Origin of the sequence: Streptomyces sp. NPDC017890 (assembly GCF_044328675.1) — a bacterium.
GTDB lineage: Bacteria > Actinomycetota > Actinomycetes > Streptomycetales > Streptomycetaceae > Streptomyces.
This window is the reverse complement of sequence record NZ_JBIRHU010000014.1, coordinates 142757-167864: the sequence shown is the minus strand read 5'-3', so window position 1 is coordinate 167864 and position 25108 is coordinate 142757. Positions and strand designations below refer to the sequence as shown.

Below are 25108 nucleotides of genomic sequence, written 5' to 3'. Positions count from 1 at the left end.
CTACGAGGAGATCCTCCAGCAGGCTTAGGCCGCCCCGCCCGGGGCGGCCGGAGTGAACGAGGGTGAGGGGAGCGGCCATGCGTCGTGGAGGTCCTTCGGTGCTCGGGATCGTACTGGCGGGCGGGGAGGGCAAGCGCCTGATGCCCCTGACCGCGGACCGCGCCAAACCCGCGGTCACCTTCGGCGGCACGTACCGGCTGGTCGACTTCGTGCTGTCCAACCTGGTCAACGGCGACATCCTGCGGATCTGTGTCCTCACGCAGTACAAGTCGCACTCCCTGGACCGGCACATCACCACCACCTGGCGGATGTCCAGCCTGCTCGGCAACTACGTCACCCCCGTCCCCGCCCAGCAGCGCCTGGGCCCGCGCTGGTACCTGGGCAGCGCCGACGCCATCCTGCAGTCCCTGAACCTGGTCCACGACGAACAGCCGGAGTACGTCGCGGTCTTCGGCGCCGACCACGTGTACCGGATGGACCCGCGCCAGATGGTCGCCCAGCACATCGAGTCCGGCGCGGGGGTGACCGTGGCCGGGATACGGGTGCCGCGCACCGAGTCGTCGTCCTTCGGCGTGATCACGCCGGGCTCCGGCGGCCGGACCGTCACCGGCTTCCTGGAGAAGCCCGCCGACCCTCCGGGCCTGGCCGACGACCCCGGGTGCGTCTTCGCCTCGATGGGCAACTACGTCTTCACCACCAAGGCCCTCATCGACGCCCTGCACCGGGACGCCGAGGACGAGAACTCCGTGCACGACATGGGCGGTTCGATCCTGCCGCAGCTCACCGGCCGGGGCGAGGCCGCGCTGTACGACTTCGGTGCCAACCACGTGCCGGGGGAGACGACCCGCGACCAGGGTTACTGGCGGGACGTCGGCGCCCTCGACGCCTACTACGACGCCCACATGGACCTCATCGCCGAGCGGCCCGCGTTCAACCTCTACAACCGGGACTGGCCGGTCTACACCCACTCCACCCAGCTGTCACCTGCACGCTTCAACGCCGGCGGCATCGCCGGAGAGTCGATCATCAGCGCGGGCTGTCTGGTCCGCGGGCAGGTCACCCGGTCGGTGCTCTCGCCGGGCGTGGTGATCGACCCGGGAGCGGTCGTGCAGGGCTCGGTACTGCACGACAACGTGCACATCGGGCGGGGCGCGGTCGTGCGCGGGGCGGTCCTGGACAAGAACGTGGACGTGCCGCCGGGTGCGACGATCGGCGTCAACCCGGAGCGGGACGCCGAGCTGTACACCGTCTCCGAGGGTGGCGTGATCGCACTGGGCAAGGGGCAGCGAGTGCCGTGACGAGGACCGGGTGACGGCTGGGCGGTGGCCCCGGGGGCGTGCGGGTACGCGCGATGCGTGCGACGCGCCCGGGACCATTGTCATGTCCCTGGACGCCAGGGGGAAATCCGTGCTGTCATGCCTCTGCACCTCTGCTGTACATCGATGTATGACATCGATGTCCTGAGCCATCAGCCACCACCCGTTCTCGAGGAGAGGGTCAGTGCGCACCAAACGACTCAGAGACCGACTGGCGTTACTGCTCGCCGCCGCACTCGGCGTCGCCGGACTCGGCGCGGTGCCGAACGCCAGCGCCGCCGGTGACGACACCGCGGAGATACACGGACTGAAGGGCGAGTACTACACCCAGTCCGCCCCCGGAGCCTTCGACTTCCACGAACTCAAGGCCACCGGCTTCGACCCGCAGCTCGACTTCAACACCCTGGAGCCGCGGCTGGCCTTCGCCACCGGGCAGTCGGACGATGTCAGCGTCCGCTGGACGGGCAAGCTGGTGCCGGAGAAGACCGGCGCCCACACCTTCTCGGTCATCGGCGACAACGGCTTCCGCCTCTGGATCGGCGGACGACTCGCCATCGACCACTGGGTCGACGACTGGGACCGTGAGCAGACCGCCCAGCCCATCGAGCTGACAGCCGGTCAGTCCTACGACATCAAGCTGGAGTACTTCGAGCACTACGGAGGCTCCAACCTGCACCTGCGCTGGACCGAGCCCGGCGGCAGCAAGGAGCCCGTCCCGCAGTCGGCGTTCCGCCTGCCCGACGGCTTCGACTACGACGGCGCGACGGCGACCACCGTCCAGTCCACCGGCCGCACCCTGAAGCTCGACTTCCCCCGCCCGCTCGCCGCGGCCCCGGCCGGCCTCACCGACCACCTCGAAGCGGTGATCGGCGGCGCCAGGTGGCCCCTGGGCGAGGCCAAGGTCGACCCCGCCGACCCCACCGCCCTCCTCGTAGCCCTCGACCAGCCCGTCGTCGGCAACAAGGACGGCGACGCACCCGGCACCGCCGACGTCCGCTACGACGGGGAAGGCGCCCTCACCGACGCCGAGGGCAACGTTGTCAGCCCCTTCTGGAGCAGCGGCGGCAACCACTCCACGTACGAGCTGCGCACCGACTGGGCCGACGAGGTGGGCCCGGACAACGTCCTCCCGGAGTATCCGCGTCCGCAGCTGACGCGGGACGCCTGGCGCAACCTCAACGGCAGCTGGCAGTTCGCCGCCGCCGAGGCCGGCGAGCAGCCGCCGGTGGGCAAGAACCTGAAGGAGCGCATCCTCGTCCCGTACCCGGTGGAGTCCCAGCTCTCCGGCATCCAGCGGCACGAGGACCGCATGTGGTACCGCCGCACCTTCACGGTCCCGGCCGGCTGGCACATCGGCCACGGCCAGCGTCTCAAGCTCAACTTCGGCGCCGTCGACTGGCAGTCGGAGGTGTACGTCAACGGCGTCAAGGTCACCGAGCACAAAGGCGGTTACGACAAGTTCAGCGTCGACGTCACCGACGCGCTGAAGCCGGGCCGCACCCAGGAGCTGATCGTCGGCGTCTACGACCCGACCGACGCGAGGGGCGGCGAGAACCCGCCGGTCGGCAAGCAGAGCCTGGACCCGAGCGGCATCTGGTACACCCCCAGCTCCGGCATCTGGCAGACGGTGTGGATGGAGCCCGTCGCCCGGGACCACGTGGACTCGCTGAAGCTGACCCCGGACGTCGGCGCGGGCACCCTGACCGTCGAGCCGAAAGGCGTGCGCGACGGCGTACGGGTCACGGCGACGGCGTACGCCGGACACCGGAAGGTCGCCACGGCGAGCGGACGCACCGGCGAGCCGCTGACGCTGAAGATCCACGACCCGCGCCTGTGGTCGCCCGACGACCCGTTCCTGTACGACCTGCGGGTCACCGTCGGACACGACCGCGTCGAGAGCTACTTCGGGATGCGCTCCATCGCCGTCGAGAAGGTGAACGGTGTGCCGCGCACCGTGCTCAACGGTGAACCGGTCTTCATGATGGCCACCCTCGACCAGGGCTTCTGGCCGGACGGCCTGCACACCGCGCCCACCGACGAGGCTCTCGCGTCCGACCTGGAGCTGCACAAGAAGCTCGGCTTCAACTCCGTGCGCAAGCACATCAAGGTCGAGCCGGACCGCTGGTTCTACTGGGCCGACAAGCTGGGCCTGATGGTGTGGCAGGACATGCCCTCCATGACCCCGGGGGTGAACCCGAACGCCGCCTCCCGGGCCGAGTTCGAGCGCGAGATGAAGGAGATGATCGACGAACACGTCAGCCACCCGTCGATCATCATGTGGGTCACCTTCAACGAGGGCTGGGGCCAGTACGACATCAAGCGCGTCGCCGAGCAGGCGAAGGCCTGGGACCCGACCCGCCTCGTCAACAACCAGTCGGGCCTGAACCTCGGGGCCGACGGAGGCGCCGGCGACATCATGGACGAACACGGCTACCCGAGCCCCGCCCTGCCGCCCTCCCCGGACGGCGAACGCGCCCTGGTCACCGGCGAGTACGGCGGCCTCGGTCTCGCGGTGCCCGGACACGCCTGGTCGGTGCAGCAGTCGTACGTCGACGTCGACCCCCAGACGTACACCGACGACTACCTCACCAAGCTCGACGAGGTGCGCGCCCTGGTCTGCCGGGGGAGCAACGGCGCCGTCTACACCCAGATCTCGGACGTCGAGGGCGAGCTGAACGGCCTGACGACCTACGACCGCAAGGTCCTCAAGCCGGACGTCGAGCGGGTGAAGGCCGCCCACGAGGCCCTCATCCACGACGCCTCCCAGCCCACGCCCGCGGGCTGCCCGGCCGGCTGAGTACGCGCACGGCATCCCGTACGGCATCTCGCACGACGACACAGCAGACCTTCCGGAGGCCACCGCACCGGAGGTCACCGCACATGAGAGGCGTCCGGCGTCCGCGTCGGTGCGTGGCCGGGCCGGTGGCAGCGTCCGCGCTGTTCACCACCCCGGCGGTCGGCCGCACAGCGTCACGACCGGCGCTCCGGTACGCCTGCCCGTCGACCGGGCAGCCCTGGAAGACGACCGACGTGGTGCACGCGGCGCTCGCCTGTGCCAGGGCACGCCGACCGGCATGACCGGAAAGAGGCGATCCCGGAGTCGCTCGTGTTCACGGTCGGCCCGCAGCCGTCCGGGTGGGGCGCCACCGCACAGGCGGCGCCCCCACCGCTGACCTGAGTACAGACGCCCCATGAGTCCCATGAGTCCCTGGAGTCCCGCCCCTCACGCAGGGGCGGGACTTTAATCTGCTGTTAACGGTGCGTGACTTGATCGTACTTGACCGTAATCGACGGAGGGCGATTGACTGCTTGTCCACCCGTCGTTCCTGCGTCGTCCTTGCGAGGCAAGCCCTTGACCCCTGATCCGCTCGCTCCCCTCGACCTGGCGTTCTGGAACATCGAGTCCGCCGAGCACCCCATGCACCTCGGCGCGCTCGGGGTCTTCACGGCACACTCGTCCACAGCGGGCGCCCACGCGGCGGACCTGCTCGCCGCCCGCGCCCCCTCCGTGCCCGGACTGCGGATGCGGATCCGGGACACCTGGCAGCCGCCGCTCGCCCTGCGGCGGCCGTTCGCGTTCGGCGGCGCCACCCGGGAACCCGACCCCGGCTTCGACCCGCTCGACCACGTCCGGCTGCACGCGCCGACGACGGACTTCCACGCCCGGGCGGGCCGTCTCATGGAGCGCCCGCTGGAGCGCGGCCGGCCACCGTGGGAAGCACACGTCCTGCCGGGCGCGGACGGCGGCTCCTTCGCCGTGCTCTTCAAGTTCCACCACGCGCTCGCCGACGGCCTGCGGGCCCTGACCCTCGCCGCGGGCATCCTCGACCCGATGGACCTCCCCGCGCCCAGGCCCCGCCCCGGGCAGCCCCCGCGCGGTCTCCTGCCGGACGTGCGCGGACTGCCGGGGAGGGTGCGCGGCGCCCTGTCCGAGGCGGGCCGCGCCCTCGACATCGGCGCCGCCGCGGCCCTGTCCACCCTCGACGTGCGCTCCTCGGCCGCGCTCACCGCCACGTCCTCCGGCACCCGCCGCATCGCCGGCGTCGCCGTCGACCTCGACGACGTGCACCGCGTACGCAAGACCGTCGGCGGCACCGTCAACGACGTCCTGATCGCGGTCGTCGCCGGCGCCCTGCGCCGCTGGCTGGACGGGCGCGGCGACGGCAGCGAGGGCGTCGCGCCCCGCGCCCTGATCCCCGTGTCCCAACGCCGCCCGCGCGCCGCCCACCCGCAGGGCAACCGGCTCTCGGGCTACCTGATACGGCTTCCGGTCGGCGACCCCGACCCGCTGTCCCGCCTCGGCACGGTCCGCGCCGCCATGGACCGCAACAAGGACGCGGGGCCCGGCCGGGGCGCCGGTGCTGTCGCCCTGCTCGCCGATCACGTCCCGGCGCTGGGCCACCGGCTCGGCGGGCCGCTGGTCGGGCAGGCCGCCCGGCTCTGGTTCGACATCCTGGTCACCAGCGTGCCGCTGCCCAGCCTCGGACTGCGGCTCGGCGGCCACCCGCTCACCGAGGTCTACCCGCTGGCGCCGTTGGCCCGGGGCCACTCCCTGGCGGTGGCCGTCTCGACCTACCGCGGGCAGGTCCACTACGGCCTGGTCGCCGACGCGAAGGCGGTGCCGGACCTCGACCGGTTCGCCCTGGCCCTGGCGGAGGAGGTGGAGACATTGCTCACCGCCTGCGGTCCCTGAGGCGGACGGGTTTGGCTCAGTGCCCCGGCGCTGAATAAAATCCGCTGTTCGAAAGCGGACGCGTCTGGGAGCGCCGCGACGGTGACCAGGGAACGGCAGCGGCGATGACGGTGACACAGGACGGTTCGGCGACCACGGACGAGGTGGCGTACGACTCCGGGGACGAGGCGGGGTACGGCCCCGGTATCGACCCGGAGCGGCTCGCCGTCTGCCTGAGCGTGCTGGAGGAACTCGACGGACTCGACGTCGACCACCCGGACGCCGTCCGGGTCCGCCGGGCCACCTCGCACATCTACCGGATGGTCAAGCAGCGCCGGCGCCAGGAGCGCCGGGCCGCCAAGACCGCCCACGACAAGGCGGTGACCGAGGCCACCGCCACCGGGTCCGCCGAGCGCATCGACGACGAGACCGAAGGCATCCTGCCCTCCTCCCGCACCGAGGAGGGCAGCATCGCGGGGATACTCCAGCGCCCCCGCTCCTGCTACATCTGCAAGCAGCGGTACACCGAGGTCGACTACTTCTACCACCAGCTCTGCCAGACCTGCGCCGCCGAGAACAGGGCCCGCCGCGACGCCCGCGCCGACCTCGCCGGCAAGCGGGCGCTGCTCACCGGCGGCCGCGCCAAGATCGGCATGTACATCGCGCTGCGGCTGCTGCGGGACGGCGCGCACACCACGATCACGACCCGCTTCCCCAAGGACGCCATCCGCCGCTTCAAGGCGATGGACGACTCCGCGGACTGGATGCACCGCCTGGAGGTCGTCGGCATCGACCTGCGCGACCCCGCCCAGGCCGTGGCGCTGGCCGAGCAGGTCACCGAGCAGGGCCCGCTCGACATCCTGATCAACAACGCCACCCAGACCGTGCGCCGTCTGCCCTCCGCGTACGCCGCGCTCGTCGAGGGCGAGAGCGCCCCGCTGCCGGCCGGTGAACTGCCCGCCCACCACGTCATCGGCGCCTTCAACTCCGGTGCGGTGGACGGACTGGCAGCGCTGCCCGTCGGCGTCACGGGGCTGGACGCGCAGCAGGTGGCCGACCTCGCCCTGGTCGCCGGCAACGCCAGTGTGGTCCGGCACCGCGAGGGCACCGCCATCGACGCGGGCGGCCTGGTCCCCGACGTCGTCGACACCAACACCTGGGTCCAGACCATCGAGCAGATCTCCCCGGTTGAGCTGCTCGAGACCCAGCTGTGCAACTACACGTCGCCGTTCATCCTCATCAGCGCGCTGCGGCCGGCGATGGCCGAGGCCGCGCGCAAGGCGCCCGCGGGGCGCGCCTACGTCGTCAACGTCTCGGCGATGGAGGGCGTGTTCGCCCGCGGCTACAAGGGCGCGGGGCACCCGAACACCAACGCGGCCAAGGCCGCCATGAACATGGTGACCCGGACCAGCGCCCAGGAGATGTTCGACACCGACGGCATCCTGATGACCTCGGTCGACACCGGCTGGATCACCGACGAGCGTCCCCACTTCGACAAGCTGCGCCTGGCCGACGCCGGTTTCCACGCCCCGCTCGACCTGGTCGACGGCGCGGCCCGCGTCTACGACCCGATCGTGCGCGGCGAGGCGGGCGAGGACCTGTACGGCGTCTTCCTCAAGGACTACGCGCCCGGCAAGTGGTGATCGCCACGGACCACGCACCCGGCAGACGGTGATCGCCACGGACTCCGCCCGCGGCACCTGGTGATCGCCGTGGCGGGCAGGCGGTGTTCCGCCCGCCGGTCCGTTCGCCTTCCCCCGCCTGCCGCGCGGGGGCGAGCGCGGGTGTGCCCGGTGGGTCGGTCGCGCGTACGCCCTGGTAGGCGTCTCGCGCGCGCACCGTCAGGGGCGTCCGAAGTCGACGGCGCCGTGCCGCGAGTTCCGCGCCGCCGTCACCTCCAGTATCGTGCGCCAGTCCTCCAGCACCCCGGCGTCGAAGACGGTGGTGCGGGCCTCCTCATCGGCCTGGCGCAGGCTGACCAGATCGTCGTCGTGGGCCCAGGCCTCCGGGTGGGCGTGCCGGCGCAGCAGGCGGGCGACGCGCGAACCGAGAAGCGGTCGCACCGCGTCCGCGGTCCGGCCGGACGGGTTGCCGGGCCACAGCAGCCGGCCCACGGGCGACACCAGGCCGGCCACTTGGAGTTCCTTGTCGGCGGGGCGGCGCCGGCGCAGCAGCGCGGCGGTCCGCAGCGCGTGCCCGTGCAGGTCCACGGACCCGCTGCCGTGCTCCGCCGCGGACCGTTCGCCCCGGCAGGCGTACAGCAGGTCCATCAGCTCCTCGACGCTGCGCAGTTCCATGCCTCGGTCCTCCCACGAGACAGCCGTTGCCGACCAGCAGCAGACCATGGCGAGCTTGCGCCCCAGCCAACGGCAACTTAACTGCGCGACCCGCCGCCGCCGACATTCGAAGGCCAGAACGACGACGTGGGCCGAACGGGTGAGTTGTCAGCGGTGCACAAGCGGGTGAACCGGGTCAGACTGGGGTCAACTGTGCGCGGAGGGAAGGGCAATGGTTGTCCCATGTTTTGAGCCCCATAGAGCGCACCCCCGCTCATTTGGTTAATCTGGAGCGGACGGACGGCAGCACAGGGCACTACCCACACCCGAAGTCCGTCATGGGACAAGCCGGTTCACAACGGCCTGCTCTCGCACGCGTTACCGGCGCCACCGCGTCCGAACTGCATTCGACTCACACCCGAGCGGGCGCCGGGTGCCGGACAGGAGACTGGCCGACAGGCCCCGAGGGTGACCCGACACATAAGGAGTGCGCGGTGACACCGGAGACGACCAATCCAGAGCAACGCCCCGAGGAACGCACCGAGCGTGCGGGCCGCCGGCCCGGAGAGATCGGCAGCCTCGACGTGTGGGCCCGGTCCGCCCCGATCCGCCTCGCGGGCTACGAGGAAGACCTCGCCGAGCCCCACATCCTGCCCAGCGTGGACTGACCCGCGCCGCCACCCGCGGGACGTGCCGGCCGCATGGGCGTGCGAGACTCACGCCCATGCTGATCAGGGAAGCGACGGCCGACGACTGGCCGCACATCTGGCCCTTCTGGCGCCGTGTCGTCGAGGCCGGCGAGACCTACGCCTGGGACCCGGACACGTCCGAGGAGGACGCCCGGGCCCTGTGGATGAACCCCGCCAAACGCGTCTATGTCACCGAGGACGACACCGGCACCGTCGTCGCCTCCGCCTATGTGACCCCCAACTACGGCGGCCCCGCCGCCCGCATCGCGAACGCCGGATTCATGGTCGACCCCGACCGGGCAGGCCGGGGCATCGGCCGGGCCCTCGCCGAGCACGTCCTGGCCGCCGCCAGGGCCGACGGATACCGCGGCATGGTCTTCAACGCCGTCGTCGAGACCAACCCCGCCGTGAAACTCTGGACCTCCCTCGGCTTCACGATCCTGGGCACGGTGCCGGACGCCTTCGACCACCCGCGGCACGGGCGGGTCGGCCTGCACGTCATGCACCGCGCGCTGTAGGGACCCTCAGGCTACGGGGCCGTCCGCCGCCAGGGACGCAGCGCCTCGATCCGCTCCGCGAGCTCCAGCAGCGCCGCCTCCGCCCCCGGGAGCCCCGCCAGTTGTACGGCGCGGGGGGCGCCCGAGGGCAGGGTGCCGAACGGGACCACCATCGCGGGCCAGCCGGTCAGGTTCCAAGGCGGGGTGAAGGGCGAGTACGCCGAGTTCGCCGCGACGTTGCGCAGCCAGCCCTGCTCGTGCCAGGGTCCGGCCTTGGGGGAGCGGCGGGCCAGCGCCGGGGTGAGCAGGACGTCGTACTCGGCGAAGAACGGCTCCAGGCGCCGGCGCAGCCCCTCCCGGCCCTCGCCGGTGGCCACCGTGCGCACGAAGCGCCGGCCGAGGGCCGCGTGCACCCGGGTACGCCTGGCCAGCCGCCGCCGGTCCAGGTCCCGCGCGTCCACGGACGTACCGGCCGTCCAGTGGGTCAGAGCGGTCCATCCCAGCGAAGCCGGATAGGGAGGGTCGGCCCGCCGCACCTGGTGCCCCGCCCTCATCAGCACCCCGGCCGCCTCGCGGACGGCGGCCGCGCAGGGGCGGGAGACGGTGACGCCGGCCAGGGGGCTGCGCGGGGAGGCGGCGATGCGCAGGGCCCCGGAGTCCTCGCGGCGCGGCGGCGCCCCGTCCGCGAGGTCGTCCCCGAGGACCGCGAGCACCAGGCGCGCGTCCTCGACCGTCGTGGCCAGCGGCCCGTTCTCGGACATGCCGAACCAGTCGCCGTCGCCGATACCGGCCGGCACCGTGCCGTGGCCCGGCTTGATGCCGACCAGGCCGCAGTTGGCCGCCGGTATGCGCAGCGAACCCATGCCGTCGTTGCCGAGCGCGACCGGCACCATCCCGGCGGCGACCGCCGCCGCGCTGCCGCCCGACGAACCGCCCGCCGTGCGGGCCCGGTCCCACGGATTGCGGGCGGTGCCGTGCACGCCGTCGGTGGTGCCGAACACGCACAGCTCGGGCACGTTCGTCAGCCCCACCACCACCGCGCCGGCCGCTCGCAGCCGGGCCACGGTGACGTGGTCGTCCTCGGCGGGCGTGTCCGGTGTGGCGGCGGAGCCGTTGCGCGTGGACTCGCCGCGCACGGGAAGATTGTCCTTGACCGCCACCGGCACACCGGCCAGCGGCAGTCGGCCCAGATCGCCCCGGGCGCCCACCTCCTCGGCCTCGGCGAGCGCCGCGGCCGCCCGCACCGTGCGGAAGGCACCGACGCGGCCGTCGAGCCGTTCTATCCGGGCCAGATGCCCCGCCACCACCTCACGGGGCGTGGCCCGCTTCTCGCGTACGGCGGCTGCGATGTCGGCGGCGGTCCGGCCGGCCCAGTCGGTCACGGAGGGCTCCTCGGGGGTGCGGTGACGGGATTACTGGCGAGTACGCAGGAGCACTCTGCCCGTCCGGCGCCTCCGCGTCGAGAGTCCGGACCCGTCGGCCGCCCCGTTCGGGCCGATCGTTCCGTGCCGGCCGACCGCGCCGGCCCCGTGCTGTCCCGTTCGATCAGCCGCGGCACCGGCACCGGCACCGGCACCCGCACCGTCCGGGCCGGACCGCCGTCCAGCAGCGCGGTTCGAACCGCGCGCGGTGGGGGAGCTGTACACCACGTCGGCCCCCGCCACCGTGACCCACACCTGGTAACCCACCGCACCCCGCCCCCGCCCGTCCCCTCAACCACGGAGCACCCCGCATGCATGACGACCGCAACCTGGTCGAAGCCCGCCTCAAGCGCGTCCTCGACGAGCGCATCCGCCCCGCCGTGTACCCCGAGTCCGTGCCGCTGGACGTCGCGGTGTGGAACGCTCCCGGCGAGCCCGTCCCGGTCGCCGAAGGGCTCGCGGCCGAACCCGGGCCCATCGAGGTCGGCGCCCGCTGGGGCGCACCCTGGGGCACCAGCTGGTTCCGCGTCACCGGAATCGTCCCCGAGGACTGGGCCGGCCGGACGGTCGAGGCCATCCTCGACCTCGGCTTCGACGAGAACATGCCCGGCTTCCAGTGCGAGGGCCTGGTCTACCGGTCCGACGGCACCCCGGTGAAGGGCCTCAACCCGCGCAACCAGTGGGTGCGGATCGGCGCGCCCGTGGAGGGCGGCGAGGAGGTGCGCCTGCACATCGAGGCGGCCTCCAACCCGGTCATCCTCGACCACCACCCCTTCGTGCCCACGCAGCTCGGCGACAAGGACACCGCGGGGGGCGAGCCGCAGTACACCCTCACCCGCATGGATCTCGCGGTCCTCGACGAGACCGTCTGGCACCTCGTGCTCGACCTGGAGGTGCTCGGCGAGCTGATGGCCGGGCTGCCGGTCGAGTCGCCGCGCCGCTGGGAGATCCTGCGGGCCGTGGACAAGGCGCTGGACGCCGTCGATCTCCAGGACGTGAACGGCACGGCCGAACAGGCCCGTTCCCGCCTCACCGGGGTACTGTCCGCCCCTGCCGTCCCCTCCGCGCACCGCATCAGCGCCGTCGGCCACGCGCACATCGACTCGGCGTGGCTGTGGCCGCTGCGCGAGACCGTGCGCAAGGTGGCCCGCACGACGTCGAACATGACCGCCCTCCTGGAGGACGAGCCGGATTTCGTCTTCGCCATGTCGCAGGCCCAGCAGTGGGCGTGGGTGCGCGACCACCGGCCCGAGGTGTGGGCCCGGGTGAAGAAGGCCGTGGCGGACGGCCGGTTCGTGCCGGCCGGCGGCATGTGGGTGGAGTCGGACACCAACATGCCGGGCTCGGAGGCGATGGCCCGGCAGTTCGTGCACGGCAAGCGGTTCTTCCTCGACGAGTTCGGCGTCGAGAACGACGAGGCGTGGCTGCCGGACACCTTCGGGTTCGCGGCCGGACTGCCGCAGATCATCAAGGCGGCCGGCACCAAGTACCTGCTGACGCAGAAGATGTCCTGGTCGCAGACGAACAAGTTCCCGCACCACACCTTCCGCTGGGAGGGCATCGACGGCACGCGGATCTTCACGCACTTCCCGCCCGTCGACACGTACAACTGCTCGATGAAGGGCAGCGAGATCGCCCACGCCGTCCGCAACTTCAAGGACAAGGGCGTCGCCCGGCACTCCCTCGCCCCGACCGGCTGGGGTGACGGAGGCGGCGGCACCACCCGCGAGATGGTCGCCAAGGCGGCCCGGCTGCGCGACCTCGAAGGCTCGGCGACGGTCGAGTGGGAGACCCCGCAGGCCTTCTTCGAGAAGGCCGAGGCCGAGAACCCCGAGCCGCCCGTCTGGGTCGGCGAGCTGTACCTCGAACTGCACCGCGCCACCCTCACCAGCCAGGCCAAGACCAAGCAGGGCAACCGCCGCAGCGAACACCTCCTGCGGGAGGCCGAGCTGTGGGCGGCCACGGCGGCCGTGCGCACCGGGTTCCCCTACCCGTACGAGGACCTGGACAGCATCTGGAAGACGGTCCTGCTCCACCAGTTCCACGACATCCTGCCCGGCTCCTCCATCGCCTGGGTGCACCGCGAGGCACGCGCGACGTACGACCGTGTCGCCGCCGACCTGAACCGGATCGTCGACGCCGCCCAGTACGCCCTGGCCGGCGAGGGCGACACCCCGCTGGTCTTCAACGCCGCCCCGCACACCCGGGCCGGTGTCGGGGCGGGCGCGGCCGCGGCTCCCGTCACCGACGGCCGCACCGGCCTCACCCCCCGCCCCGGCGGCGGCCACGTCCTCGACAACGGCCTGCTCCGCGTCGAGATCGACCAACGCGGCCTGGTCGTCTCGGCGTACGACATCGGCGCCGACCGCGAGACGATCGCGCCGGGCGGGGCGGGCAACCTGCTCCAGCTCCACCCCGACCTCCCGAACAAGTGGGACGCCTGGGACGTCGACGAGTTCTACCGCAACACGGTCACCGACCTCACCGACGCCGACGAGGTCGCCCCCGGCGACGACGGCGCGTCGGTGCGGATCGTCCGCTCCTTCGGCTCCTCCCGCGTCACCCAGGTGCTGACGCTCGCGCCCAGGGAGCGGCGACTGGAAGTGGACACCGAGGTCGACTGGCACGAGACGGAGAAAATCCTCAAGCTCGCCTTCCCGCTCGACGTGCACGCCGAACGGTACGCGTCCGAGACCCAGTTCGGGCACTTCCACCGGCCCACCCACACCAACACCAGCTGGGAGGCGGCCAAGTTCGAGGCCTGCAACCACCGCTTCGTCCACCTGGAGGAGCCCGGCTGGGGCGTGGCGGTCGTCAACGACTCGACGTACGGCCACGACGTCACCCGTACCGTCCGCACCGGCGGCGACGCCGGTACGACCACCACGGTCCGGGTCTCCCTGCTGCGCGCCCCGCGCTTCCCGGACCCCGAGACCGACCAGGGCGTGCACCGGTTCCGGCACGCGCTGGTCCCGGGCGCGGGCATCGGCGACGCCGTGCGCGAGGGCTGGCGGATCAACCTGCCCGAGCGGCGCGTGACGGGCGCCGGGGAGGTGGCGCCGCTGGTCTCGGTCGACCGGGACGCGGTCGTGGTCACGGCCGTCAAGCTGGCCGACGACGGCAGCGGCGACGTGGTGGTCCGCTTCCACGAGGCCCACGGCGGCCGGGTGAGGGCCACCCTGACGGCCGGCTTCCCGGTCGCGGGCGTGGCCGTCACCGACCTGCTGGAACGCCCGCTCGCCGAGGAGGAGTCCGCGGTCGGGGCCGACGGTGACCGGATCGCCGTACGGCTGCGCCCGTTCCAGCTGATGACCCTGCGGCTGAAGCGCGCGTGACGCACCCCCGGGGCCCGGCCCGCCCGGTGGACCGGGCCCCACCACCCGTCACGACCGCCGAGCCGTGCCCGCCAGCCGCGTCGGCGGCAGATACTCCCGCACATACGTCCGTTCCCAGCACGCACCCGTCTCCCGCAGCTCGCGCCACGTCGTGTACCGGTAGCGGAACAGCCGGGCGCGGACGAAGCGCGGCGGCGCGTCGGGCGGGAAGGGGGAGCGGCGCAGCAGCTTCAGCGTCGCCCGGTCGTTCTCCAGCAGCCGTTCCACGAAGCTGCCGAACCACGGCCCGGCGTACGAGGGCGACAGCGCGGCGAACCACATCAGCCAGTCGAGGCGCAGGTGGTACGGCGCGAACTGGCGCGGCCAGCGCCGCGGATCCCCGGGCTTGCCCTTGAACTCGTACTCCCGCCAGTCCCCGTCCGCGCGGGCCACCTCGTCGGCGGTGCCCTCGATCACCACCTCGTAGCGGACCCGGCTGACGGTTCCGAAGGCGCCGTAGGTGTTGACCAGGTGGAGCGAGTCGAAGGAGCGGTTCATCACCTGGCCGCGGGAGATCATGTTGCGGACCGGCCGGTGGCTCAGGAACACCAGTAGCGCCGCCACCGCGAGGACCACCACCTCGTACCAGAGCGGCGCGGCGGACACGGACGGCGGATCGGCAGGGAACTCCACCGCCGACAGGGCCAGCACGATGGTGATCCAGTTCAGCCAGGAGAAGTTCCCCGACAGCACCAGCCACAGCTGGGTCACGATCATCAGCGCCGCGGCGGCCGTCGCCACGGGCTGCGGCGTGAACAGCAGGAAGGGCACCACGAGCTGTGTGACGTGGTTCGCGGCCACCTCCACGCGGTGCAGCGGCCGGGGGAGGTGGTGGAAGAACCAGCTCAGCGGGCCCGGCATCGGCTGGGTCTCGTGGTGGTGGTCCAGACAGGTCAGCTTCCGCCAGCACTCGTCGCCCCGCATCTTGATCAGCCCCGCCCCGAACTCGACGCGGAACAGCAGCCAGCGCAGCAGGAACAGCACCACGATCGGCGGCGCCACCTCGTCGTTGCCGAGGAACACGGCGACGAAGCCGGTCTCCAGCAGCAGCGACTCCCACCCGAACGAGTACCAGGTCTGTCCGACGTTGACGATGGACAGGTACAGGACCCACGGCACCAGCCACAGCAGCATCGCGCCCCACAGCGGCAGCAGTGAGTCCAGCCCCGCCACCAGCGCCGCCGACACCGCGCAGCCCGCCCACGCCACGGCCGCGAAGAGGCGGTCCGAGTAGCGCAGCTGGAACAGGCTCGGCGCACGTTTGAACGGCACCCGCTCGACGAACCGGGGCACGGGCGTCAGACCGCGCTCGCCCATCAGCGCACGGAACTGGAGGGCCGCCGTCAGGAACGCGACCAGGTACATGACCGCCAGGGCCCGCTGGAAGACCAGCCGGCTCAGCCAGTAGTCGGGTGCGGTGAACCACTCCACGGCCGCGCTCCTCTCGTACGATTACGCACGGTGTACCCCGGTCGGCCGGAGGTTTCCCGGAGGCAGGGCCCGGGTGGCCGACCAGCAGTCGAAGAATCAGGCGAATCCTGGCAAGGTGGGGCCCATGGCTGATCGGGGAGCGAGTGCCCCGTCACTCCCGGACGACTGGCCCGCCCACCCGGACCCGATCCTGGCGCTCAACCGCATGGGCAGCTTCGACTGGGACCTGGACACGGGACTGTTCCACATGGACGCCCAGGCCCACGAGGTGTTCGACCTGCGCCCCGAGGAGTACGACGGGCGCCCCGAGTCGCTGTCGGCGCGCGTCCCCACCGCCGAGGGCCGCCGCCTGGACGCCCTGGTCGCCCGGGCCCTGAAGGACGGCAGCGAGAACTACGGCACCTACTTCCGCACGCGCCGCCGCGACGGCACCCTGCGCTGGACCCGGACCCAGGGCTACATCCGCCGCGACGAGACCGGCCGCCCCCGGCGCATCATCGGCATCGTCCGCGACGCCACCCAGGAGGTCGCCGACATCGAGGCCCGCCGCGAGCAGGTCGCGCAGGACGAGGCCCGCCGCCGGCTCACCAACGTCGTCCAGCTCGCCACGGCCGCACTCGCGCACGCCCGTACGGTGGACGACGTCATCGAGGTCCTGCGGGACACCCACGGCCTCACCCGGCTCGGCGCCACCAGCCTGGTGATGGGCCTGGTCGAGGCCGGCCGCATCCGGCTGGTCGCCGACGGCCGCGACAACGACTTCGTCCCCGGCACCCGCGTCACCCGGATCGACGAGCCGTACCCGATGAGCGAGGCCGTACGCACCCTCAGCCCCCGCTTCATCGAGTCGCCGGAGGACTTCGCGGAGCGCTACCCCCTCCTGTGGCAGGACATCACCCACCTGAACATCACCGCGGCGGCCTACCTGCCGCTCATCGCCCAGGCCCGCCCCATCGGCGCGATCGGGCTGCTCTACAGCGACCGGCACGGCTTCTCCGCGGAGGACCGCAACGTACTCGTCGCGCTCGGCAGCGGCATCGCGCAGAGCCTGCAGCGGGCCATGCTCTACGAGCAGGAGATGGACCTCGCCGAGGGCCTGCAGCAGGCCATGCTGCCGCGCACCATCCCCAGCGTGCCCGGCTGCGACGTCGCCGTCCGCTACCGCGCGGCCACCATCGGTGGCGCCCTCGGCCGCGACATCGGCGGCGACTGGTACGACGTGATCCCGCTGCCCGGCGGACGCGTCGGCGCCGTCATCGGCGACGTCCAGGGCCACGACACACACGCCGCCGCCGTCATGGGCCAGCTGCGCATCGTGCTGCGCGCCTACGCCGCCGAGGGCCACCCCCCGGCCACGGTGATGGCGCGGGCCTCCGTCTTCCTCCACGAACTCGACACCGACCGCTTCGCGACCTGCCTGTACGCGGAGGCCGACCTGGCCACCGGAGTGGTCCAGGTGGTCCGCGCCGGCCACATCGACCCGCTGCTGCGGTACCGCGACGGCTCCTGCCGCCGCGTCCCCGTCGAGGGCGGGCTGCCGCTCGGCCTGTCCGCCGAGTTCGGGCACCTCGCCTACCCGGTCGCCACCGTCGAGCTGGACCCGGGCAACACCCTGCTGCTGTGCACCGACGGTCTGGTCGAGCAGCCCGGCGCCGACCTCGACGAGGGGACGGAGGTCCTCACGGCCCTGGTCGCCTCCGGACCGCAGGACGTAGAGGATCTGGCCGACCGGCTCATCGACGTGGCCGACGAGCGCCGCGGTGACGACGACGTGGCGCTGCTCCTGCTGCGCCGCCGCGGACTGGGCGCTCCCCGCACCTTCGGCCGGCTCCGGCAGCACGTCTCCCCGGGCGACCCCGAGGCCCTCACCGAGGCCCGGCACATGATCCGAGCCGCGGTACGGTCCTGGGGTGCCAGGGGCCAGAGCGACGAGATCGAACTGGTCGCCGACGAACTGGTCACCAACGCCCTCATGCACACCGAGGGCTCCGCGATCGTCACCCTGCGGCTCCTCACCGGCACCGACCGCCGGCTGCGGGTCGAGGTCGAGGACACCTCCAGCGCCCTGCCGCGCCGCCGCGAGGCCGGGGACTCCGGTGTCTCCGGAAGGGGGCTGCTCCTGGTCGAGGCGCTCGCCGACGTGTGGGGTGTGGAGGCGCGCGGCGGCGGCAAGTGCGTGTGGTCCGAGTTCGTGGTGTCCCACCGGGCGGGCTGAGTCCCACTGGCGTTCCCGCTCCTCGGTGGCACTCTGGACGTATGCCCGAACTGCCCGAGGTCGAGGCGCTCAGGGACTTCCTGACCGAGCATCTCACCGGCCGTGAGATCGTCCGTGTGCTGCCCGTGGCGATCAGCGTCCTGAAGACGTACGACCCTCCGCTCACCGCCCTGGAGGGTCGCCAGGTGGCCGCCGTGCACCGCCACGGCAAGTTCCTCGACGTCGAGACCGCCGGCGGCCCGCACCTGGTGGCCCACTTGGCCCGCGCGGGCTGGCTGCAGTGGAGGGACAGTCTCCCCGGCGGCCTTCCCCGCCCCGGCAGGGGCCCCCTGGCCCTGCGCGTCGCGCTGGAGACCGGCGCCGGCTTCGACCTGACGGAGGCCGGCACCCAGAAACGGCTCGCCGTGTACGTCGTGGCCGACCCGCGTCAGGTGCCGGGCGTGGCCCGGCTCGGCCCCGACCCGCTCGCCGACGACTTCGACGAGGCGCGCTTCGCGGCCCTCCTCGACGGCGAGCGACGGCAGCTCAAGGGCGCCCTGCGCGACCAGAGCCTCATCGCGGGCGTGGGGAACGCGTACAGCGACGAGATTCTGCACGCGGCGAAGATGTCCCCCTTCAAACTGGCCGCGTCGCTCACCGGCGAGGAGACCGCACTGCTGTACGCGGCCCTGCGCACGACGCTCACGGCGGCGGTCGAGCGCTCGCGGGGCATCGCGGCCGGAGGGCTGAAGGCGGAGAAGAGGAGCGGCCTGCGCGTCCACGGCCGCACCGGCGAGCCCTGCCCGGTGTGCGGCGACACCGTGCGGGAGGTGTCCTTCAGCGATTCCTCCCTCCAGTACTGCCCGACGTGCCAGACCGGCGGCAAGCCGCTGGCGGACCGGAGGCTGTCCCGGTTGCTCAAGTAGCGGCCCCCGGGCGGCTGTCGAGCGGTCACCCGGAGGACAGGGTCACGAGGCGCTCCCCGTCCGCGGTCCGCACCTCGTAGCGGGCGATCTGGTCGGGAGGCAGGGCGGCCCCGCCGTGCACGGTGCTCGGCCGGGCGTCGTGCCCGGGGACGTTCCAGCTGGTGACCGTCTGCTCCGTGCCGTCGCGGGCGACGGCGACCAGCCGGCAGGAGCGCGGGCCCGCCCCGTCCTTGACCTTGAGTTCCACGCCGGTGCCCCAGGCCTCGTCCTCCGTCGTGACCTGCGCCCACACCCCGGACCGCTCGTCGGTCGCGTCGACCTGGGCCGCCGTGTCGGCCTGGCTCGCGTGGATCACTACGCCCGGACCGGCCACGGCACACACGACCGCGGCGGCCACGGCGTACAGCGCCCGCCTGCGGCCGGCCCGCGAGCGCGCCGCCACCTCGGACAGCAGCCGGTCGAGGAGCCGCGGGGCGGGCCTGGTCATGGGGTGGACGAGGCGGGGCGTCGCCTGCCGGTACAGCATCAGCTGACGGGCGGCGGGGCCGAATTCGGTCACCTGCGCCGCGCACCGGGGGCATTCCATGAGGTGGTCCTCGAAGCGGAACGCTTCCGCCTCGTCCAGCACGCCGAGCGCGTAGGCGCCGACGTCACGATGGCTTTCCAGGGACCTCATGCCGAATCCTCGTGCCGTTGGGTGCGGGTGGGGCTACTCCTTGCTCCCACCCGTACGCACCGCACAGCCGAATCACTCAAGCCACGGACAGAATCGCGACCAAGGGGTTCGGAGCGGTCGGGCCCCCGGATTGGCCCGTCCTCGGAGGAATCCGCGAACCGGCCGGGCTCGCGGGGAACCGGCCGGGCTCGCGGGGACACCGGCCCGGGCGGCTAGAAGAGATGGATGGCGAGATGGCCGAGCGGCAGCCCCAGCTGCCAGGCCGGCGTCCACACCTTCGGCGCCTCGTCCTCCCCGGTCACCGGCGCCCCACCGGGCACCGCGTTCAGGTCCGGGGCGAGCAGCTCGGTCTCCTCGAGCCAGCGCCAGGCCGCTCGGGCCAGTTCCAGGTCCGGCGAGCGCCGGCCGGCGGCGACCGCGTCGGCCGTGGCCTCGGTCAGACGCTCCCGCACCCACTCGTGCCATGGCTGGTCGTAGGCGGTCAGGGACAGCCAGGTCTCCAGCCGGGTGATGACCCGGATGCCGCTGAGCTCGTCGTCGGTGTCGGACAGGAAGACGGTCAGCGCCAGGGCGTCGCGACCGGCGCGGAACTCGAAGGACGTCGGCGGCATCAGGTCGCCGGTCCGCAGCAGTTCGTCGGCGATGTACTCGGCGTACAACCACGCCATGGGGACGGTCAGTTCGCCCCCTCCGGTGCCGTCCGTGCTCTCTTGGCCTCTGTGCAGCATCCCTTCCTGCCTTCCTCCGGTGCGTGCGCGTCGCCCGATCCGGGTCATGGGCCCCCGTCCGGAACACGGATGAGGACAGCCGATTACCCAACCGGGGTCCAGGGCAAGGCGCTTTGCGAAGGCTTGACTCTGCCCTCGGTTTCACCGCAGGTCGGCGGCGTATCCCGGTAGCACCCTGCGCAGGGCGCGCAGCGCGTAGTACGCGCGGGACTTCACGGTACCGGGCGGGATGCCCAGGGCTGCCGCGGCTTCCGCCACACTCGCCCCCTGGAAGTACACCAGCACCAGGACTTCACGGTGCTCCGGAGTGAGAGTCTTCACAGCCTTGCGCACGTCCAGGGCCGCGGCGGCCCGTTCGGCGTGATCGGCGCAGACCCGGGCGTTCTCCAGTACGGCGTCACCGACCTCGGCGGGCCGCGCCTGCCGGGCCCGGCGCGCGTCGATCGCCAGGCGCCGGGCCACGGTGAGCAGCCAGGGCCGCACCGAGTCGAAGTCGTCGGCGCGCAGGGCCTCGGGGTGCTGCCAGGCGCGGACCAGGGTCTCCTGGACGAGGTCCTCGGCGCGTTGCCGGTCGCCGTCGCTGAGCCGCAGCAGCAGCGCGAAGAGCGGCCGGCCGTGCTCGCGCTGCAGTGCGGCGAGCTCGTGCTCGGCGGTCGTCCCGTTCGTCCTGTCCATGAGGGTGATTCCGGCCGTCATGGCCGTATGGCACCGCAGGGTGCCGCCCGGGGACAGGGTGTGCGCACTGGCGTGCGACGGACGGTCGATCGCGTCGACGAACGGTTCGACGAACGGTCGGCGCACTCCGTTCGGACGGTCGGCTACCCCGTTCGCGCACGCCGGACGGGCTAATGGGCGTGTCGGAGCCGCCTGTGACGAGATGAGCCTCTTTACCTATTTGTAAGTAAATGTGACTTTTCATTGGTGTGTGCGACCTCAGCGGAGTGAACGGATGATCACACGCAGTCGGCAGGTGGCCCTGGCCCTGACCGCCCTTCTCACCGCGGGCGCCGCCTGCCAGGCCCGCGACCACGAACCGCCGAGGCGGCCGGCCCCGGCCCCGTCCGCCGCGGACACCGGCGTCTTCACCCTGGTCGCCTCCGGCGACGTACTGCCGCACGACTCGATCATCGAACGGGCGCGCTTCGACGCGGGCGGCACCGGATACGACTTCCGCCCGATGCTCGACGGCGCCGAACCCGTCGTCTCGCGCGCCGACCTCGCCCTGTGCCACATGGAGACCGTGTACGGCGCGCACGGCGACTACAGCGGCTACCCCCTCTTCAAGTCCCCGCCCGAGGTGGCCCAGGCGCTGGCCGCCACCGGGTACGACGGCTGCTCCACCGCCTCCAACCACAGCGTCGACGACGGCGCCGACGGAATTCGCCGCACCCTGGACGCCCTCGACCGCGCCGGTGTACGGCACGCCGGGACGGCGCGGACCGAGGCCGAGGCGAACACCGTGACGGTCCTGCGCGCGGGCCGGGCCAAGGTCGCCCACCTCGCCTACACCCTCCACACCAACGGCCACCCGATTCCCGAGGGGCAGCCCTGGGCGGTCGGCGTGATCGACGAGGAGCGGATCGTCACGGATTCCCGGGCCGCCCGCCAGGCCGGAGCGGACATCGTCGTCGTCTCCATGCACTGGGGCACCGAGTGGCAGGACGAGCCCGACGGGGACCAGTTGGACCTGGCCCGGGGCCTGACCGCCGCCCGGACCGGCGACCGTCCCGACATCGACCTGATCCTCGGCACCCACGCCCATGTCCCGCAGGCGTACGAGAAGGTCAACGGCACCTGGGTGATCTACGGGATGGGCGACCAGATCGCGGGCGAGATGATCAACCACGAGGGGAACCGCGACCAGCGCGGCAACCAGTCGACCATCGGTCGCTTCACCTTCGCCCCACCCGCCCGGCCGGGCGAACGCTGGCGGGTGACCAGGGCGGAGTTCGTCCCGCAGCTGTTCGACGTCGACGCCGGCCGGGTGGTGAACCTGAACCGCGCGCTGGAGAAGGGGGCCGACGTGCGGTCCGTGCGCGACCGCATCCGCGACGTGGTGTTCAGCCGGGGGGCGGCCGAGGACGGGCTGATGATGGGGGAGTAGGCCGGGTGACGGGTGCGCGGGTCAGGCGTCGTCCACGTGGTCGAGGGCCGTCAGCATGGCCCCGAGGACGCGCAGGCAGGTGGTCACGTCCCCGTCCGTGAGGTCCCCGCCGACCTCACGCAGCAGCAGGTGTTCCTGGTCGAGGACGTCGGTGATCGCCGCCCGGCCCCCGTCGGTGAGCCGGATCAGCGACGACCGCCGGTGCGCGGGGTTCGGGACGCTCTCCATCAGACCCCGGTCGACGCCGTCGTTGACCATCCGCTGCACGAACTGACGGCTGATCGCCTGCGCCCGCCCCATCTGCGGCACGGTCATCGGCCCGTTGCGGTGCAGCAGGGCCAGTACGGCGCGGACGCCGACGGACGGGCCGTCGGCGGTCAGGCCCTGCTCGACGCTGCGCTGCGCGCGCCGGTAGAGGGGGCCGACCAGGTCGTACACCTCGGTGAGGCGCCGGGCGAGCGCGTCCGGGGGCAGCGGTGTGTCGATGTCCTTCATCCCGCCATCATGACACCTTGGTTGCCAAACTCTCTCCGTTCATGACACCTTGGTTGTCATGACTGCTGCTTCGGATCTGCGTTTCTTCCGCTCCGCCGACGGCGACCTCGCCTACCGTGACACCGGTGCCGGGGACCTGGTCGTCCTGCTGCACTCCGGATTCGCCGACCACCGGGTCTTCGACGCCCAGATCCCGGCCCTCGCCGCCGCCGGGTACCGCGTGATCGCCCCCGACGTCCGCGGCCACGGCGCCTCGGCCAACGCGACCCGGCCGTTCCGTTGGGCCGACGACCTCGCCGCCCTGCTGCGCCACCTCGACGCAGGTCCCGCGGTGCTCGTCGGGGTGTCGATGGGCGGCGCCATCGCCACCGACACGGTGCTGGAGTACCCGGAACTGGTCCGCGCGGTGGTCGCCTGCGGTGCCGCCACCAGCGAGTTCGAGTACACCGACCCGTGGGTGCGGCAGGTGCAGGACGAGCAGGCCGCCGCGCTCGGCGCGGGCGACGTCGAAGGCTGGCTCGCGGCGTTCCTGCGCTTCGCTGCCGGGGAGTCCCGCACCCTCGGCGACATCGACCCGGACATCCCGCGCCGGCTGCGGGAGATGGCCTTCGGCACCCTCTCCAAGCACACCCCGGACGAGGAGAACCACCACGTGCCCCTCACCGACACATGGGCCCGGGTCCCGAAGATCGACGTACCGGTCCTCACCGTCAACGGCGCCCTGGACGCCCCCGACCTGATCGCCGAGGCGGAACGGCTCGCCCGTACGGTCCCGGACGGCCGTTCCGTCACCGTCGAAGGCACCGCGCACTACCCGAACATGGAGCGGCCCGAGGTCTTCGGCGAGATCGTCGCCGACTTCCTCCGCGGCCTCTAACGGCGCGCCAGCTCCGACTTCCGGTAGGAGTACGCGAAGTAGATCACCAGGCCGACCGCGAACCACACGGCGAACCGCGCCCAGGTCTGCCACTGCAGGAACGTGATCAGCCAGAGCGAGAAGACGATCCCCACCGCCGGCACGACAGGCATGAACGGCGTACGGAAGGTGCGCGGCAGGTCCGGCTGCCGGTAACGCAGCACGATCACCGCCGCGCACACCACCACGAACGCCAGCAGGATGCCGATGTTGGTCAGCTCGGCCGCCTCGCCGATCGGCAGGAACCCGGCGATCGCGGCCGACGCGAACCCGACGATCCAGGTGACCCGGGTCGGCACGTGCCGCGTCGGGTGGGTCTTGGCGAACCACTTGGGCAGCAGCCCGTCCCGGCTCATGCTGAACCACACCCGGGTGACGCCCAGCATGAACGTGAACATCACCGTGAGGATGCCGATGATGGCGCCCACCGCGATGACGTCGGCCAGCGAGCCCAGCCCCACCGACTTGAACGCCGTCGAGAATCCGCTCTCCGGGTCGATGTCCTTGTAGTCCTGCATGCCGGTCAGCACCAGACAGGCCGCCACGTACAGCACCATCGAGATGACCAACGAGTAGATGATCGCCTTCGGCATGTGCCGCTGGGCGTCCTTCGACTCCTCGGCCGCCGTCGACATGGCGTCGTAGCCGAAGACCGCGAAGAACACCGTCGCCGCGCCGGTGAACGCCCCGCCGACCCCGTACGGGAAGAACGGGTTGTAGTTCGCGGTGTCGATGTGGAAGACACCGACCCCGATCACCAGCAGCACCACCAGCACCTTCAGGACGACCACGACCATCTCGAAGCGGGCCGCGTTCCTGATGCCGAGGGTCAGCAGGTACGCGATCAGCAGGCACAGCACCGCCGCGAAGAGGTCGACCCGGTGGCCGTCGCCGGTGCCGGGCGCGCCCAGCATCCAGTTCGGCAGGGCGGCGCCCATCTCACCGACCAGGAAGCTGAAGTAGCCCGAGATGCCGATCGCGACCACCGCCACGATCGCCGTGTACTCCAGCAGCAGGTCCCAGCCGATGAACCACCCCACCAGCTCACCGAGGACGGCGTAGCCGTAGGTGTAGGCGGAACCCGCCTTCGGGATCAGCCCGGCGAACTCGGCGTACGACAGCGCGGCCGCCGCGCTCGCGACGCCCGCGATGAGGAACGAGACGAGGACCGCCGGTCCCGCCGTGCCGCCCGCGACCGTGCCGGCCAGGGTGAAGATGCCCGCCCCGATGATGCCGCCCACGCCGATCGCTGTGAGCTGCCACAACCCGAGGGACCGCACCAGGCCGGTGCCCTCACCGCCCTCGGTGTCCTCGATGTGCTCGATGGGTTTGCGGCGGAGTACGCCCTCGCCCATACGGAACCCGGCCACGCGCCTCACCTCTTCGTGCACGG

The 25108-nt window shown here is 72.2% G+C and carries 19 protein-coding genes and 1 pseudogene; 12 read left to right on the top strand and 8 right to left on the bottom strand.

All coding sequences use genetic code 11. From position 1 onward, the window contains the following. Positions 1-77 precede the first annotated feature (77 nt). The 5 genes and pseudogenes from glgC (at position 78) to ACH4F2_RS20125 (ending at position 7631) form a co-directional block, all read left to right on the top strand. Positions 78-1298 (top strand): glucose-1-phosphate adenylyltransferase, encoded by a 1221-nt coding sequence (gene glgC / locus ACH4F2_RS20145; protein WP_398134063.1) that lies wholly within the window; start codon positions 78-80, stop codon positions 1296-1298. Positions 1299-1500: 202 nt separating this feature from the next. Next, positions 1501-4113: a PA14 domain-containing protein gene (locus ACH4F2_RS20140; protein WP_398134062.1), complete on the top strand. Its 2613-nt coding sequence runs from the start codon at positions 1501-1503 to the stop codon at positions 4111-4113. A gap of 191 nt (positions 4114-4304) precedes the next feature. Further along, positions 4305-4494, top strand: a pseudogene (locus ACH4F2_RS20135) (hypothetical protein); the annotation flags it as partial. Between the two features lie 174 nt (positions 4495-4668). Beyond that, positions 4669-6009 (top strand): wax ester/triacylglycerol synthase family O-acyltransferase, encoded by a 1341-nt coding sequence (locus ACH4F2_RS20130; protein ID WP_398134061.1) that lies wholly within the window; start codon positions 4669-4671, stop codon positions 6007-6009. A gap of 104 nt (positions 6010-6113) precedes the next feature. After that, positions 6114-7631 (top strand): SDR family NAD(P)-dependent oxidoreductase, encoded by a 1518-nt coding sequence (locus tag ACH4F2_RS20125; RefSeq protein WP_398134060.1) that lies wholly within the window; start codon positions 6114-6116, stop codon positions 7629-7631. 198 nt (positions 7632-7829) lie between these two features. Here the strand turns inward: ACH4F2_RS20125 and ACH4F2_RS20120 are convergent, their stop codons facing one another. After that, positions 7830-8285, bottom strand: a complete 456-nt coding sequence (locus ACH4F2_RS20120) for a hypothetical protein (RefSeq protein ID WP_398134059.1) — start codon at positions 8283-8285, stop codon at positions 7830-7832. A 473-nt stretch (positions 8286-8758) separates the two neighbouring features. Between ACH4F2_RS20120 and ACH4F2_RS20115 the strand changes: the two genes are divergently transcribed. Next, positions 8759-8932 (top strand): hypothetical protein, encoded by a 174-nt coding sequence (locus ACH4F2_RS20115; RefSeq protein WP_398134058.1) that lies wholly within the window; start codon positions 8759-8761, stop codon positions 8930-8932. 56 nt (positions 8933-8988) lie between these two features. Continuing rightward, entirely contained in the window at positions 8989-9471 is a 483-nt protein-coding gene (locus tag ACH4F2_RS20110; protein ID WP_398134057.1) for a GNAT family N-acetyltransferase, read from the top strand. A gap of 11 nt (positions 9472-9482) precedes the next feature. Here ACH4F2_RS20110 and ACH4F2_RS20105 read toward each other — a convergent pair whose 3' ends face one another. Then, entirely contained in the window at positions 9483-10832 is a 1350-nt protein-coding gene (locus ACH4F2_RS20105; protein ID WP_398134056.1) for an amidase, read from the bottom strand. Positions 10833-11182: 350 nt separating this feature from the next. Between ACH4F2_RS20105 and ACH4F2_RS20100 the strand changes: the two genes are divergently transcribed. Next, positions 11183-14206: an alpha-mannosidase gene (locus tag ACH4F2_RS20100; RefSeq protein WP_398134055.1), complete on the top strand. Its 3024-nt coding sequence runs from the start codon at positions 11183-11185 to the stop codon at positions 14204-14206. A gap of 48 nt (positions 14207-14254) precedes the next feature. On the opposite strand, the gene ACH4F2_RS20095 is transcribed toward ACH4F2_RS20100, so the two are convergent. Further along, positions 14255-15676, bottom strand: coding sequence for a lipase maturation factor family protein (locus tag ACH4F2_RS20095; RefSeq protein ID WP_398134054.1), 1422 nt, complete (start codon positions 15674-15676; stop codon positions 14255-14257). 124 nt (positions 15677-15800) lie between these two features. Between ACH4F2_RS20095 and ACH4F2_RS20090 the strand changes: the two genes are divergently transcribed. Together ACH4F2_RS20090 and ACH4F2_RS20085 are read left to right on the top strand one after the other, a co-directional pair. Continuing rightward, positions 15801-17891 carry a SpoIIE family protein phosphatase gene (locus ACH4F2_RS20090; RefSeq protein ID WP_398134053.1) on the top strand — a complete coding sequence of 697 codons (2091 nt, stop codon included), beginning with the start codon at positions 15801-15803 and terminating at the stop codon, positions 17889-17891. A 41-nt stretch (positions 17892-17932) separates the two neighbouring features. Further along, complete coding sequence (locus ACH4F2_RS20085; RefSeq protein ID WP_398134052.1) at positions 17933-18796, top strand: Fpg/Nei family DNA glycosylase; 864 nt, start codon at positions 17933-17935, stop codon at positions 18794-18796. A gap of 25 nt (positions 18797-18821) precedes the next feature. Here ACH4F2_RS20085 and ACH4F2_RS20080 read toward each other — a convergent pair whose 3' ends face one another. From ACH4F2_RS20080 to ACH4F2_RS20070, 3 genes are all read right to left on the bottom strand, one after another. Beyond that, positions 18822-19472 (bottom strand): zf-HC2 domain-containing protein, encoded by a 651-nt coding sequence (locus tag ACH4F2_RS20080; RefSeq protein ID WP_398134051.1) that lies wholly within the window; start codon positions 19470-19472, stop codon positions 18822-18824. A gap of 212 nt (positions 19473-19684) precedes the next feature. Beyond that, on the bottom strand, positions 19685-20200 hold the full coding sequence (locus tag ACH4F2_RS20075; RefSeq protein ID WP_398134050.1) for a hypothetical protein: 516 nt from the start codon (positions 20198-20200) through the stop codon (positions 19685-19687). A 141-nt stretch (positions 20201-20341) separates the two neighbouring features. Continuing rightward, positions 20342-20896, bottom strand: coding sequence for a sigma-70 family RNA polymerase sigma factor (locus tag ACH4F2_RS20070; protein ID WP_279562020.1), 555 nt, complete (start codon positions 20894-20896; stop codon positions 20342-20344). Positions 20897-21149: 253 nt separating this feature from the next. Here ACH4F2_RS20070 and ACH4F2_RS20065 point away from each other — a divergent pair, with 253 nt between their 5' ends. After that, positions 21150-22304 carry a CapA family protein gene (locus ACH4F2_RS20065; RefSeq protein WP_398134049.1) on the top strand — a complete coding sequence of 385 codons (1155 nt, stop codon included), beginning with the start codon at positions 21150-21152 and terminating at the stop codon, positions 22302-22304. Positions 22305-22325: 21 nt separating this feature from the next. Here the strand turns inward: ACH4F2_RS20065 and ACH4F2_RS20060 are convergent, their stop codons facing one another. Then, positions 22326-22799, bottom strand: a complete 474-nt coding sequence (locus ACH4F2_RS20060) for a MarR family winged helix-turn-helix transcriptional regulator (RefSeq protein ID WP_398134048.1) — start codon at positions 22797-22799, stop codon at positions 22326-22328. Positions 22800-22857: 58 nt separating this feature from the next. Between ACH4F2_RS20060 and ACH4F2_RS20055 the strand changes: the two genes are divergently transcribed. Continuing rightward, the gene (locus tag ACH4F2_RS20055) at positions 22858-23676 is read left to right on the top strand and encodes an alpha/beta fold hydrolase (protein WP_398134047.1); all 819 of its coding nucleotides are present in this window, start codon (positions 22858-22860) and stop codon (positions 23674-23676) included. Here the strand turns inward: ACH4F2_RS20055 and ACH4F2_RS20050 are convergent. Next, positions 23673-25085, bottom strand: a complete 1413-nt coding sequence (locus ACH4F2_RS20050; protein ID WP_398134046.1) for an amino acid permease — start codon at positions 25083-25085, stop codon at positions 23673-23675. The two genes, ACH4F2_RS20055 and ACH4F2_RS20050, sit on opposite strands and share 4 nt — an antisense overlap. Positions 25086-25108: the final 23 nt, after the last annotated feature.